This window comes from Parabacteroides sp. AF17-3 (genome assembly GCF_003635445.1).
Classification (GTDB): domain Bacteria; phylum Bacteroidota; class Bacteroidia; order Bacteroidales; family Tannerellaceae; genus Parabacteroides; species Parabacteroides goldsteinii.
The window spans coordinates 289,012-303,230 of the sequence record NZ_QTMM01000003.1; the positions used below are offsets into that span (position 1 = coordinate 289,012).

General features: G+C 44.1%; 9 protein-coding genes. 6 read left to right on the plus strand and 3 right to left on the minus strand.

Going from position 1 to position 14,219, the window contains the following annotated elements:
• Nucleotides 1-13: 13 nt before the first annotated feature.
• Nucleotides 14-3,322 carry a DUF4906 domain-containing protein gene (locus DWW91_RS05610; RefSeq protein WP_122327195.1) on the plus strand — a complete coding sequence of 1,103 codons (3,309 nt, stop codon included), beginning with the start codon at nt 14-16 and terminating at the stop codon, nt 3,320-3,322.
• A 163-nt stretch (nt 3,323-3,485) separates the two neighbouring features.
• Entirely contained in the window at nt 3,486-5,477 is a 1,992-nt protein-coding gene (locus tag DWW91_RS05615) for a HAMP domain-containing sensor histidine kinase (RefSeq protein ID WP_229102473.1), read from the plus strand.
• Here DWW91_RS05615 and DWW91_RS05620 read toward each other — a convergent pair.
• Complete coding sequence (locus DWW91_RS05620) at nt 5,470-5,877, minus strand: PIN domain-containing protein (RefSeq protein ID WP_122327197.1); 408 nt, start codon at nt 5,875-5,877, stop codon at nt 5,470-5,472. The two genes, DWW91_RS05615 and DWW91_RS05620, sit on opposite strands and share 8 nt — an antisense overlap.
• Complete coding sequence (locus DWW91_RS05625; RefSeq protein ID WP_007657482.1) at nt 5,877-6,140, minus strand: hypothetical protein; 264 nt, start codon at nt 6,138-6,140, stop codon at nt 5,877-5,879. Before DWW91_RS05625 ends, DWW91_RS05620 begins: the two co-directional genes overlap by 1 nt.
• A 162-nt stretch (nt 6,141-6,302) precedes the next feature.
• Here DWW91_RS05625 and DWW91_RS05630 point away from each other — a divergent pair, with 162 nt between their 5' ends.
• Nucleotides 6,303-7,367, plus strand: a complete 1,065-nt coding sequence (locus DWW91_RS05630; RefSeq protein ID WP_370449563.1) for a DUF3810 domain-containing protein — start codon at nt 6,303-6,305, stop codon at nt 7,365-7,367.
• Between the two features lie 107 nt (nt 7,368-7,474).
• On the plus strand, nt 7,475-8,917 hold the full coding sequence (locus DWW91_RS05635) for a TlpA disulfide reductase family protein (RefSeq protein ID WP_122327198.1): 1,443 nt from the start codon (nt 7,475-7,477) through the stop codon (nt 8,915-8,917).
• A 33-nt stretch (nt 8,918-8,950) separates the two neighbouring features.
• Here DWW91_RS05635 and DWW91_RS05640 read toward each other — a convergent pair whose 3' ends face one another.
• Nucleotides 8,951-9,541 (minus strand): RNA polymerase sigma-70 factor, encoded by a 591-nt coding sequence (locus DWW91_RS05640; protein WP_122327199.1) that lies wholly within the window; start codon nt 9,539-9,541, stop codon nt 8,951-8,953.
• 129 nt (nt 9,542-9,670) lie between these two features.
• On the opposite strand from DWW91_RS05640, the gene DWW91_RS05645 reads away from it, so the two are divergent.
• On the plus strand, nt 9,671-10,687 hold the full coding sequence (locus DWW91_RS05645) for a FecR family protein (protein ID WP_046145146.1): 1,017 nt from the start codon (nt 9,671-9,673) through the stop codon (nt 10,685-10,687).
• A gap of 233 nt (nt 10,688-10,920) precedes the next feature.
• Nucleotides 10,921-14,217: a TonB-dependent receptor gene (locus tag DWW91_RS05650; RefSeq protein WP_007657492.1), complete on the plus strand. Its 3,297-nt coding sequence runs from the start codon at nt 10,921-10,923 to the stop codon at nt 14,215-14,217.
• Nucleotides 14,218-14,219 lie beyond the last annotated feature (2 nt).

Genomic DNA, 14,219 nt, shown 5'->3' on the forward strand with positions numbered 1-14,219 from the left:
TAAATATCAGGCTATGAAATACAAAGATATCCCAGTTTGGTCGATTATACTTTCCTTCTTTTTCATCTTTGCCTCGTGCCGTGATGAGATGGCCGGTAAAGGTGGTGTCCTGGAAGTGGAAGAAGGGATTCCCGGCACGCTGACCCTGTCGGTCACTTCCGGCAATCCCGCCCTGCATGTGGTTACACGGGCTTCGGAAGAGGAAGAGAAACATATCTCATCGCTCTATGTCTTTATTCTGGATATGACTTCGACAGGTGGTCCGGCGACTCATCCGGTCCTGTCGAGAAAATGGTTTCCTGATACGCAGAGTTTCCCGCGTGATGTTTCCGGGAATATACAGGTCGGTATTTCTGCTGTCTCCTGCAACTCTGTTCGGATATTCGCCGTTGCCAATCTGAATACGGCTAACCAGTTGTCGAACAACAAAGAGATGTTGGAGGCTTTTCACAATGCAGCCAATGAAGCTGAACTGGAAAGTATAACGGCTCGGTTGGATGTGTTTAAGACGGCAACGGATGCGGAGCCGGAGAGTGGGAGGAGCCTGGCGCTGGTCGATCGGTTGCAGGGCAGTTTGCTTTCTGCCGGACATTACTCTTCTTCGCCGGATTATTCTCCTTATGCGAGTGCAGAACAGTTTGTACTGGATAGTGATGTCGCAACAGGCCGCTTAATAATGAAGAAAACTACGGGTGAGACTGTAAATGGGGCCATCCGGCTTCATCATCTGGATGCCCGGTTTAATTTCGTTGTGAAACTGGCGGACAGATTGCCGTCGGGCGCTTATTTCAAACTGAAATCATGGAAGGTGAAAAAACTACATATGCGGTCGTTTGTGCATTGGCAGCAGGATAGCCCCTGTTCTTCGGGAACAGAAGAGTTAGGAGGAACTACCGATATGAATGGTAATTATATCGACGAAACCTCTGCCGATGGCAAAGTAACAAGTAGCTTTACCTTTTATACGTTTGAAAACCGGCATGCTCCGGCTGCCCCTTTCACGAGTGTCGATAAGGTGAAAACAGCGATGGAGGCCGAAGGATTGTCGTGGAACGAAGATTCCGGCTTTACTTCCGATCAAGCATATATGTTACGTGAAAAGAAAAATCCGGACGGCAGTTTTAAATATGCACCCGGTAATGCCGCCTATGTCGTTTTGAAGGGTGAATATTACAATCCGGCGGAAAAGGTGCTGGGAGGCATTACGCAGCAATGTTCGGCAACTGTAACCTATCTCATCCATCTGGGATATATCGGGGAAGGGAATATGGAAAAATCAATGGTAGGCAGTTCTTCGGAACAGCAAGAGCTGGATAAGCTGAACGACTATCGTATTTTGCGTAATTCGAATTATACTTATACGGTTACAGTCGGCGGAGTGGATAATATCCGGGTCGAGGCGGAGGCTGGTGGCGTTGAGAACCAACCCGCTGCCGAAGGGAATGTAGTCGATTCGGACTTCGATTTCCAGGCGGATGCACATTATGAACAGCGGCTGGTTAGACTGAATCTCAAGAGTGTGGTTGCGCGAATGAATCAGACCGGTGCCGGTTATTCTTATACAGTGAATACTCCTTTTACTTCCGGTCCGGTATCGGTGACGCTTCAGGATGACGGAGGCAGCGACCGGTCGATCATGCTGGATGACGGATGGGTACATTTTGCTTATCTGGGAAACGATATTTACGGAGGACTGTCGGAGACGCTGCACCGGCGGATAGAGGAAACCGGCGGGTACGGCTTGCCTTATACTTATACGTATGACCTGGAGTCGGGGGAAAGCTCGGTCAGTAATCCGGTACAGCTATGGGGACCTGTCACTCTATTGCAACACCTGAAGTCGTGGATTAATATCTATAACGCGGAGTTAGCAAAAGGGAAAAAGATCGAGGGGCGTGAGGAAGATCCTTATATCGTGCTCGACGGAGGTGCTTATTTTTACCTCTACCGCTATTTCACAGTCTATGTCGATGAATATTATTATATCCAGGACCCGGTGACCGGAACGACTTCGAATACATTTTGGATGAGATTCTGTAATGCAGCCGACCGTACGATGAGTGTTTTTCAGGGAATGGATATGAGTGCCGATGGTCACAGTAGCTACACCCGTTCGGGCATGAATATCCGGCAACGTTCCATCCAGACCTTATATTCGCCGGGACAAAGCGGGCAACAATTGACCTACAAGGCTTTCGGTATCGAACATACGGACGAGTATGGAGGAAACTATAACATAACGTCTGACGCGCCTATGCTTTCCGCTTCTTCCACCTCTGCCGACGGGCTCGATAATACCTGTCGAGGACTTTGGGATAACAAAGTTCTAGTGATTGAAGCCCTTGGTGAGTTTACCTGGAAAGGCGGGAACGGAATCTTTCCGGTGACCGATCGGACGTCCGATAGTGGTGCAGGGTGGCCTATGGCGCGAAGCAGTCGCTATGTCAATGTCGCTGCACTTTCACGCAACAGAGACAACAATCGCAATGGCCTGATCGATCTGGATGAGATTGTATGGTATGTACCGGCTAAAGAACAGATGATGCACCTCTATGTTGGTACTTTCCTGATGGATGACCCGCTTTATCAGGCCCGTTTGCAGAAGGGGGATAATCTGTGTTATGCAACCAGCACTTTCGACGCATCGAAGGGACTGGCTATCCTGGTAGCCAATAAGGGAGCTGCGATCGACTGGATGAAAGACGGCTCATTCAGTGAGACGGACAGGAAGAATTGCTATATCCGGTGCGCTCGCAATCTGGGTACTCCGCCGGTGATGCAGGCACATGCACCTTATACCGGCACCGGCTATGCACATGAAGGTTTGGCGTTCGTCTCTCCGGCACCGGGTAGTACGGGTGTAAATTATATAATTACATATAATAAGCTAAGTACTACGGCACTGCGTTCGTATATCGGTGTCGGTTCATTGGGAAGTCATACACAGTTCCAGGCGGCCGCCCGTCCGTATCGTAGTTTTATCACGGCAAAACAATTACTTTACGGGGCAGGTAACTCTCCTGTCACTTGGAACGAGGCCCATAACTTATGTTACAATTATTCGGAACAGACCGATCGCTCGGACAAAGGGACCTGGCGTTTGCCTAATTCCTGTGAGGCGATGGCTATGTTGTTTAAGTTTACGGATAATTTGTGGGATAAGACTGTCGGTCGGATCATGTGGTCGTGTACCCGGTATAGTGGAAGCGCATTGTCTGTCGAGTATATTGGAGTGGAGTATGATAAGCAGGAGATAGTATGTGCGCCGGGAACGGATGTCGTAGGTTATGCCAGATGTGTGCGTGATAATAATGATGAATAAAGTCTATTATTTTGTATAATATCGGACAGTGTCTCGCAAAAACATCTATCTTTGGAAATCAATAGCTATAGGTGGGTTTATGAGGAAGAAATGCATATATGTAAGAGGGTTTTTTATTATCGTTAATCTGATCTTGTTGAGTGGATTTGATTACTGTTTGGGTATGAATAGTTTTGAAAATCAAAAGAAATCAGGTCAGGATAGTTTGTTGTCCGTTCTTCGGAATACAACGGATGTGAAAGTGAAACTAAAGTCATTGCTCGGGTTGTCTCGGCTGAACTGGGAAACGCCGGAAGAAGTCGGTTATCTGCAACAACTCATGGAAACGGCGGCTCCGGTCGATTCTATGAATCATTATTATTATGCCCTTTCCGGATTGGGACGTTATTATTGCAACCTGAATAAACTGGATAGCCTGCTATATTGGGGAGGGATATTCGATTCGGTAACGAAGGTTCGCAAGGAAACTCCTCATGAGGCGTTTGATTTCCTGAATTATTATTGTCGTTATTACCTGAATAATGAAGAATACGAGTTGGCGATGAATGAAGCCGTGCGTCTTCAGATGCTGTCGGATGAGACCGGTAATTTGCAAGGAACTATCTCGAGTAATGAATACTTGGGATTGATTTATATCATGATCGGTCGCGACCGGGATGCTGCGACCGCTCTTGAAAAAGGGATGAGCTTGCTGAAAGAGTCCGGGGGGCAACCTGATTATGAAATGCAACTGACGCCCTTCCTCTTGATTGCTTACCTGAGGCTTAATGAATTGGAGAAAATGAGGTCGCTCCTTGTTTATTATGAGTCTGTAATACATATGATGGAGAGTGAACAACCAGCTAAATGGATGAATTATCCGTTCCGGCAGAAGTATTGTTTCTTGTATTCCTATTATACGAACTTATATATTGCAGAAGATAAACCGAAAGAGGCGAAGAAGGCTATGCAACAGGCGTCTTCTTATGTGGACGATACGAACAGGAATGACCCTTTTCTGATCTCGGTATACAACCTGGCGATGGCCCGGTATTATTTTTATGTGAAAAAGTATCCCGAGGCGATCCGTGAAATAGATAAAGTATTGTCTGTCGATTATTCTACCGAACCTCTTAAATTGAAGGCTGAGATACTGAAAGCGGCCGGAAAGAAAGAGGAGGCGCTGGTCTTTTACGATCAACTGCTGACGTTTGTAGAACAGATAAATGTTAAGGCTTTCACCCGCCAGCTAAACCAGCTCCGTACACTGCATGATCTGAATGAACAGAAAATACAGGAGCAACGCCTGGTTTACCAGAAGGAACAGTTATCTCAAAAGCAAACCCAACTGACTGTCTCGCTTGTCTTTTTCGGTGTGCTGTTGTTGCTGTTCTCTTTTTTACTTCGTTACGTTTACCATGTCCGCAAACTAAAGGATGACTTGCAAAAGGAACGCGGGGTATTGATCGATACGACCGATAAACTGCGTATAGCCAAAGAACAGGCGGAGGAATCCAACCGGCTGAAGTCCGCGTTTGTCGCCAACATCAGCCATGAGATACGGACGCCGTTGAATGCGATCGTCGGCTTTTCCGGTTTGCTGGAAGATGCGGACGAGGAAGAAAGGAAAGAGTTTGTCCGGATCATCAATAATAATTCGGACTTGTTGCTCGACCTGGTAAATGACGTTCTCGACCTATCGCGTCTGGAATCGGGGTCTTATAATCTGAACCTCAAAGAGTGCAATATTTATGCATGTTGTAAGGATGTTGAAAAGAGTGTGCAGCAGAAAATACAGCCGGGTGTAAACTTGACTCTGACCTGTTCGGAAAAGGATTTTGTCATGAAGACCGACATACTTCGTTTGCAGCAATTATTGCTGAACCTGTTGACCAATGCCGCCAAATTCACCGCTCAGGGAGAGATCAACCTCGATTATCAGGTCGACAAAGAGAAGATGCAAGTTATTTTCTCTGTCACGGACACCGGTTGCGGTGTACCTCCCGACAAACAGGAAAGCATTTTCAACCGCTTTGAAAAGGTGGATGAATTCAAGCAGGGAGCCGGTCTGGGCCTGCCTATTTGTCGTACGATCGCCGGACTTTTCGGTGGCACGCTAACTGTCGATCCTGCTTATACCGGCGGGGCACGGTTTATATTTGTGCATCCTATCTAACTGTCCAGTTTTCGATGAAAATTCCAGGCAGTCTTTCCAGATGTTTTATGTTGTCTGTAACCAGGATTAAGTTGTTATGAATAGCTGCACATCCTATTAAGATATCAAAATCATCAATTAATGTTCCTTTTCTTTTCAAATTAGCTTTGATATCCCCAAATAAAGGTAATGTTCCTGAAACGGAAATTACTTTGAAACGGTCTACTATAAAGGCAACATCTTTTAAACGTTCTTTTTTATTGTCACAGAATGATGCACCAAAATAGAGTTCTCCTAAAGTTATTTCAGATACATAACAATTTTCAGCTTTGGCTTTTAATATCGCCTCGCGAACACCATATTTGTTCTTAAGCATAGATATGCAGATATTGGTGTCTAACAGATAACCTTTAGTTTTCATTAAAATTCGTCTATTATTCGAGTTTGGTTACTGGTTCTGCTTTCCCTGATTTTCCGGACTTCATCTTCAACAGAAGTATCATCTTCCCAAGCTCCTGATAATGCACTGAAGAAATCGGAAGATTTGGATGAGGTTTTTTTTGAATATGTATGCGTGTCTTTTAAAGATTCAGACAATTTGCTGATTAAGTCTAATTTTATATCCGGACTTAATGGAGCCAACAGTTTCATATACCAATCTACGGGATTTAATGCCTGTTCCATAAAGTTTCTCCTTTCTTTTTTACAAAGATAGCTCGTTTGTTTTAAAGTGGTGGTATATTTATGTTGTTTTTTGTTTTAAAGTAGATGGTAAATGGGGAAATTAACTCTGTATAAATTCATAATCCGTTTGGAGAGTGAAAGGGATTATCTATCTTTGTTTGCATGATGAATGTAAAGGATGTGATTAAAAATATACGTTTGCGCTGGGTTGTACTGGTGGTTTTGCTGGTGTTTATCCGGACGACTATGTCTTTTCCTGTGATGGGAGAGTGGTATGCCCGTACGGTTTATCCGGTGTTTTCGGCGGTGTTGTCCCGTTTTTCTTCTCTTTTCCCTTTCTCGATCGGCGATTGCTTCATTTATGGCAGTATTGCAGGGTTGGTAGTCTATCTGGTTTATGCGATTGTGAAACGGCGTCCGTGGCTCAGAACTATCGGGCGGATGGCCGAGTTTTTGCTTTGGGTATATGTCTGGTTCTATATGGCCTGGGGGATGAATTATTTCAGGATGAACTTCTATGCCCGGGCGGAGGTGCCTTATGCAGCCTATTCGGAGGATAACTTCCGTTCGTTTCTGGCTGATTACACGGAGGCATTGAATGCTTCTTTTGTTCCTGTCGGGAAGATTGACGAGGCTATCGTGGCGAAGGAAGTGGAGAAAAGCTACCAGGAAATAGCAGGACGTTTCGGCTTGGTCTCGCCTGCAACTTACCTGCATCCGAAACCGATGCTGGTCCCGGCCCTGATGAGCGGTGTCGGCGTACTGGGATATATGGGGCCGTTCTTTACCGAATACAATCTGAATCCGGATCTGCTTCCGGTTCAGTATCCTTTCACCTATGCTCATGAAATGGCACATGTACTGGGCATTTCCAATGAGGCGGAGGCAAACCTGTGCGGTTTTCTGGCATGTTCACGATCCGAAGTGCCGGAAATACGTTTCTCCGCTTATTTCGGTTTGCTGCCTTATGTGCTGGGTAATGCGTACCAGTTGTTGCCGGAAGAGGAATTCAACCGTTGGAAAGAAACGATCTCTCCGGATGTGAAAGATGCCTACAACCGTAAAGTGGCTTACTGGCAAACGTTGTATAGCCCGATAATCGGTGATATACAGGACACAGTTTATAATTGGTTCCTGAAAGGAAACAACATTCCTTCCGGCCGTCAGAATTATTCGGAAGTGGTCGCTCTTTTAATGGCTCTGGATGCTTCCTCACAAGAAAAATGATCGCGTAACAAGCCAACAGAAATAAATACCTAACGGTAGATATGGATTAAAATAATTCTCTACTTTTGCGTATATCAATTATGTAGCAAATATCTAAAACTAATAAGATGAAAAATCAAAGACTGGGATGTGTATTGGCTGGTATAGCTATTTGGGGATTAACGGGGTGTTCGCCGGAATCGATAATCCTTGAAGGTAAAGTTTCGAATCTTTCCGGTAATACGATTGTTTATCGGCCGACAATGGATGGTATATACAATGCGACACAAAGGGATACCTTGTTTCTGCAAGCCGACAGTACGTATCGTATCACTCTTCCGTCTAAAGGAAATGAGAAGATATCTTTCTATATCTATGGGCAAAAATACCTGGGAACGGTTTATGCTGAACCGGGAAAGAATGTACTCGATATCGACGCATCCCTCGAAAATAACCTGAGTATTGAAAATACGTTGGTAAAAGAAAATGAAATAGTAAAAGAACTTTCCCGTTTACAGGAAGAAGTCTTTAATTTGAGAGCACGAAGAGGCGATGCTTTCCAGGTAGCAAAGGATACAGTAGCCTCTTCCGTCTATCAGAAACTGACGGATTATGCGTCGGGAATAGAGCAAAAGATTACAGGGGGGGATGATGTATTCAAAAAGAGGGCGATACAAGACGTTCGTATGCAGATGTTGCTGGCCTTTATGAACCAATATTTTGGTATTAACTATCAGGGTACGGAAGAAACAAAGAAAGAGTGGGAGGCCGTCTATCCGGAAATGTTGGCATATGCGGATATCAGTCAGCCGGAGAATGTCTTTTCCGAAGCATTTGCTGATGTGATATCCAATGTAGGCGGTATAGAACTTTACATGAAAACAAAACAGCAGCCTAAAGACCGGAATGAAGGTAAACAGAAACTTTTCGACTGGTATAAAAGCAACCTGAAAGGGCGTGTACAGGAAGTCGCCATGGCTAACGTGATCCTTGAAGACGCATCGAACGAGAGTTATTCAACGGGGATACCGGCTTTATACGAACAGTTTAAAGAATTGCATCCGGGTAGCACGCTGACTCCGGCATTGGAAAAAGCGATACAGAAAAATATTGCATTCAACAATCAGGAGCTTCCCGAAGACATTCATATACTGAACACCGATAGTGTGCGTTCCTTTAAAGAGATAACCGACCGATATGCCGGCAAAGTTATTTTTATCGATATCTGGGCTACCTGGTGCGGTCCTTGTCGTGAGTCTTTTGCCCATGTGAAACCTTTGCAACAATATGCGAAAGAGAATGACATCGTATTGTTGTATGTTTCTATCGACCGTCCGACCGATGCCGCTTTGTGGAAGAAGATGGCCGGGTATTATAATCTGAAGGGCGACCACGTTATTATTAATGAGTTTTTCAAGATGGATATCTACAATACATTCGGAAATAACGGTGCCTTATACATACCTCATTGCGCTATCATCAATAAGAAGGGAGAGTTGCAATTCAAGAAAGCAGCCAGCCCGGAAGATATGGATAAACTGGCGGAACAGTTACGGGAAGCCGGTGAATGATTCTGAAATCTAACCTTACAATTCAGTAAGCCTTTAAGAAAGCAGGTTTTTGGGGAGTAATAAGAAGATGATCGGTAGATAATCTTTTAAACTGACCCGTAACTGTTTTAAGGCTTGCTGGATACGGTAATTTACCGTCTGGGTGGAAACTTGCAGGATTTCGGCAATCTCTTTATAACTTTTATTTTCAAAGCGATGCATTACAAATGCCTCTCGGTAACTGGGCGGTAAGGCATGTATTGCCTCAAAGATATGCTTTTTCAGCTCTTCCGTTTGATAGAAATCGGTATCCTGTAGCATTTCCAGCATATATTCGTAGAAACGTGTTTCTGCCCGCAGTTGTGACTGTTGGCGGGTAAGTTGATTGATGCATTTGTGGTAGACTGCCTTGTACAGGTATTGGCTGAAGGAGGTGTTGAAGGTTTGTATTTCCCGATTTTCCCATAACCATAACATGACATCCTGCACGATCTCTTCGGCATCTTCCAGACTAACAAATCGATTTGCATACGTACATAACATCGGATAGTATCTTCTGAATAAGGTACCATAAGCCTTTTTATCCCCATGTTGCATGGCTGATAACAGAAATGAATCATCTATCGCTTGTGAGGTATTTTTCATATCACTTTCTCCCTGGTTGCAAAGGTAGGTTTTTTGTCGTAGAAAAAAAATATCAAAAAAAAGTGGATTTCCGTTTAGTAATCTGTCGTAGTTCTCTTGTCTAATATATAAACAGGGATAAAAGTGCAGATGGAAACATTCAATATAGATAAGATAGAAGAGATTCTTCCCCGGTATTGTTCCGGTGAGGCAACGATAGAAGAATGCCGGATGGTAGAGGAATGGATCGGGCAGTCGGAAGATAATTACCGGATTGTCAAACAAATGTATGCCATCGATCAGGCAATGGGCACGGTGCGGATGGAATCGCAGGTGAATACAGAGAGGGCTTTGGCTTCCGTCAACCGTAAAATGAGTAAGGAACGTTCGCTCGTAAACTGGTTTACCTGGGTACAGCGGGTGGCAGCTATTCTCTTTGTTCCCCTTCTTATTATCTGGGGCATCGAGCACTTTACTCCCCGGACTGAGATTGCCCGGATGATCGAGATAAAAACAAATCCGGGAATGACGACGACTGTCGACCTTCCTGACGGTTCCAAAGTTTATCTTAATTCAGAATCTTCTTTGATCTATCCTTCTTCTTTCAGTGGAGAAAAGAGAAATGTTCAACTAAAAGGAGAGGCATTCTTTGAAGTACAGAAAGATCCTGAGCATCGTTTTATCGTATCCGGTCCTTGTCATACACAGATTGAAGTATTGGGAACTTCTTTTAATGTAGAGGCGTTCGAGAGAGATTCGTTTATCTCCACAACGTTGGTGGAAGGGAAAGTCCGCTTTGCTTATCAGAAGAATCAGAAACTTGCTACGGTAGAGATGAAACCCGGACAAAAACTGCTGTATGATACAACCTCTTCTCAGGTTAAGCTGCTTCGGACAAGTGGTGAAACAGAGACTGCCTGGAAAGACGGAAAGATCGTTTTCCTGGCAACTCCGTTACCGGAAGCATTGCGGATGTTGGAGAAACGTTTTAATGTAAACTTCGTATTATCCAATGACCGCCTTCGTAGTGAAGCCTTCAACGGTACTTTCACAAACCAGCGTCTGGAACGTATATTGGAAATATTTAAAATATCATCGAATATAAAATGGCGTTATCTGGATACCCAGAATACGACAAATGAGAGAGCGAGAATAGAAATTTATTAATCTAATTGAAAAGATCATGAAAAGTAAACCACCCTAAAGAAAAACATCCGGAGAAATATTGGCGTATTTCACCGGATGGAAAGAATTAATTTAAAACGCTTGTTTGGCGACAAGCAGTAGTAAATCACTTTTATTAATTAGATCAGTACAAAGTTATGCAAAAACATTTTAATACCCAACAGTTTTGGGTAGCAGAGTTTCTGCGGTTTATCTTAAATAAAATACCGAGAGTTATGAAGTTATCAGTCTTCTTACTATTATGTTCCATAGGTTTGGCGCAAGCAACAGACAGCTATGCACAGAAGGCTACAGTGAATCTGGAGATGCGGAACCAAACGGTAAAAGAAGTGTTGGATGAGATCGAGGAACAATCAGATTTCTCTTTCTTCTTCAATATCAAACATGTCGATCTGCATCGGAGAGTCTCTGTCGTAGCTAAGAAAAGCGATATATTTAAAGTGTTGGAAACAGTGTTTGCCGGTACGGATGTGCGCTATTCAGTAGTGGATAGAAAGATAATCCTGTCGACAGAGAAGCAGGAAATTCAGCAAATTAATCAAGATAAAAAAGTTACAGGTGTTATCAAAGACCAACATGGTGAACCTGTTATCGGTGCGAATGTGTCTGTAAAAGGTACGACTATAGGAACAATTACCGGTATCGATGGTGATTTTGCTTTAGAAGTGCCGGCAAATGCAGTCATACAGGTTTCTTATATCGGTTATGTCCCTCAGGAACTTCGTTTGGGCGGTAAGAATCATCTGGATGTTGTGTTGAAAGAGGATTCGCAAGCATTGGATGAAATAGTAGTCGTAGGTTATGGCGTACAAAAGAAAATAAATCTTACCGGTTCGGTATCATCTGTTAAGAGTGAAGAGCTGGAACGTCAACCGATCGTAACCATGAAGGATGCTTTGGCAGGTTTGGTTCCCGGTCTGACAGTTGTGAAGTCGTCCGGACAACCCGGATCGAGTAATCCGACCATCACAGTACGTGGGGTAGGAACGTGGAAAAACGCAGGTCCTCTCGTATTGGTAGACGGTATGTCGATGAGCATTGCTGATGTTTTACCTAACGATATTGAAAGTATATCGGTATTGAAGGATGCGGCCTCGGCTGCTATCTACGGTTCACGTGCTGCCAACGGGGTAATTCTGATTACAACGAAAAAAGGAAAAGAAGGTAAAGTGCAAGTGAATTATAACGGAAATGTCGGTTGGCAACAAGCTACGCGTCAGCCAAAATCGGCTACAGGTTGGCAGTATGCGGAGTTGTACAACCGTGCAATGTTGGCCGACGGCAAAGCATTGCCTGACGGAACGACATTACTATTCCCGCAGGATAAGATCGATCGTATGAAGAATGGTACAGGAGATATCGATCATAATGAAGCGAATACCGATTGGTTCGATGAACTGTTACATACAGCTTTACAACATACTCATGATATTTCTATTACGGGAGGTAACGACCGCGTGCAGTATGTCGGAACAGTAGGGTATGCAAAACAGGACGGTATTATCGAGTCGTCATACGAACGTTATAATACTCGTTTGAATACGACGGCTAACCTGGCTGATTGGCTTACTATTCAATCAAACATTGCTTATATCAATGATGTCAGCAAAGAGAGTCCGGGACTTGGTTATGCCTATTATTACGCACCACGTTCATTCCCCAATATGCCGGTTAAATATTCGGATGGTACCTGGTCGTTCCACTCTACACCGAAGAATCCGGTGCGTATGACGACTGATGAATATGGTTATCAACGATATGAAACGGATAAGCTGTCGTTGTTACTTTCGCCTGAAATCAAACTGTTCGAGAACTCATTGTTCCTGAAGGGCGTATTAGGCTACGAAAGTAAAACATCTTATGTGGACAAGTTTGAAAAGAAAGTTATTTACGATGCTTTCGAACCGGCCGGACAGAGCGAGAATATATTCGTGGCCCGTAATACCAAGACAGATACCTGGTATCGCAACCGTAACCTGACCTTAAGTGCTACAGCCAATTATATGAAAAAATTCGGCGACCATGATATTAATGTCTTGTTGGGAGCATCACGCGAACAGTTCAGATATAATACAACCTCAGCTTCACGAAAAGATTTCCCGACCGATGATTTTGAAGTGATCGATCCGGGTGATGCCGCCACAGCTACGGCCACAGGAAATAAGACCTATAGTGCCTTGACTTCTGTATTCGGTAGATTGAATTACTCTTACAAAGATCGCTACCTGTTTGAAGCGAATGTTCGTCGTGACGGTTCTTCCAAATTTGCCCGCGGACATCGTTGGGGTACGTTCCCTTCTTTTTCGGCTGCCTGGAGAATATCTGAAGAATCTTTTTTCAGTCCGCTTAAGAGTGCTGTGCAGAACCTTAAACTGCGTGCATCGTGGGGTAAGCTGGGGAACCAGAGTATCGATAATTATCTGAGTATGTCTACGTATGCTGTTGTAGGTGGCGGTACCCGTTTTTATTTATTCGATGGTACTGTACAATCATTAATGACGGAAAGTGTTATGGGTAATAACATTATCACATGGGAAACGAGTACGAACCTGAACTTCGGTCTCGATGTCAATGTACTCGATAATCGCTTAGGTCTTACGTTCGACTGGTATAACCGGGATACGGATGATATTTTGTTAAGCCTCGAAGCTCCCAGCCTGTTGGGTATCACACCGCCTATTTCGAATGCAGGTAAGGTGAGAAACCGCGGATGGGAATTGACTGTCAACTGGCAGGATCAGATAAACAGCGACTTCAGTTACAACGTTAATTTCATGTTGTCCGACGTAAGGAATAAAATTCTGGATATGCACGGATACAAGTCACCGACATCCAGCCTGACTACCCGTATCGAAGGCGAACCGATCGATGCGCTGTTCGGTTGGCAAACGCTGGGACTTGCCGACACGCAGGAAAAATATGAACAATACAAAGATGTGATGTTGACATACAACTCGAATTTCTCAATGGGTGATATTATTATCGCGGATTTGGATAAAGACGGAAAGATTACGGAAGCCGACAAAAAGATTATCGGTAACCAGATACCCCGTTATACCTTCAGCCTGAACCTGGGATTCAATTATAAGGCATTGGATTTCTCTGCCATGTTCCAGGGAGTAGGTAAAGTCGATGGTTTCCTCGGACGCGACATTATCGAACCGCTGGGTTCTCAAACGGCTATGGAAGAACATTATTATGATTCTTTCGACCCGTCGAACCCGACTACCGGTAAATATTATCCGCGTATGACAATGGCCAACCGCCTCAATTATGCCAATATGTCGCATTGGGTACAAGATGCCTCTTATCTGCGTTTGAAGAACTTACAGGTAGGGTATACATTTAAGTTCGGCGAAAAGTCACCGGTAGAGAGGACCCGGATTTATTTCTCCGGCTCCAACCTGTTCACGTTGACAAAATATAGAGTCTTTGACCCGGAAAACGGATTGAATACCACTTCTTTTCCGAACTCACGAGTATATAGCATAGGTGCTAATGTTACATTTTAAAA

Bases quoted from the DNA above. Each gene is read 5' to 3' on its own strand.
- DWW91_RS05610 (WP_122327195.1), top strand. From the start codon at position 14: ATGAAATACAAAGATATCCCAGTTTGGTCGATTATACTTTCCTTCTTT.
- DWW91_RS05615 (WP_229102473.1), top strand. From the start codon at position 3,486: ATGAATAGTTTTGAAAATCAAAAGAAATCAGGTCAGGATAGTTTGTTG.
- DWW91_RS05620 (WP_122327197.1), bottom strand. From the start codon at position 5,877: ATGAAAACTAAAGGTTATCTGTTAGACACCAATATCTGCATATCTATG.
- DWW91_RS05625 (WP_007657482.1), bottom strand. From the start codon at position 6,140: ATGGAACAGGCATTAAATCCCGTAGATTGGTATATGAAACTGTTGGCT.
- DWW91_RS05630 (WP_370449563.1), top strand. From the start codon at position 6,303: ATGATGAATGTAAAGGATGTGATTAAAAATATACGTTTGCGCTGGGTT.
- DWW91_RS05635 (WP_122327198.1), top strand. From the start codon at position 7,475: ATGAAAAATCAAAGACTGGGATGTGTATTGGCTGGTATAGCTATTTGG.
- DWW91_RS05640 (WP_122327199.1), bottom strand. From the start codon at position 9,541: ATGAAAAATACCTCACAAGCGATAGATGATTCATTTCTGTTATCAGCC.
- DWW91_RS05645 (WP_046145146.1), top strand. From the start codon at position 9,671: ATGGAAACATTCAATATAGATAAGATAGAAGAGATTCTTCCCCGGTAT.
- DWW91_RS05650 (WP_007657492.1), top strand. From the start codon at position 10,921: ATGAAGTTATCAGTCTTCTTACTATTATGTTCCATAGGTTTGGCGCAA.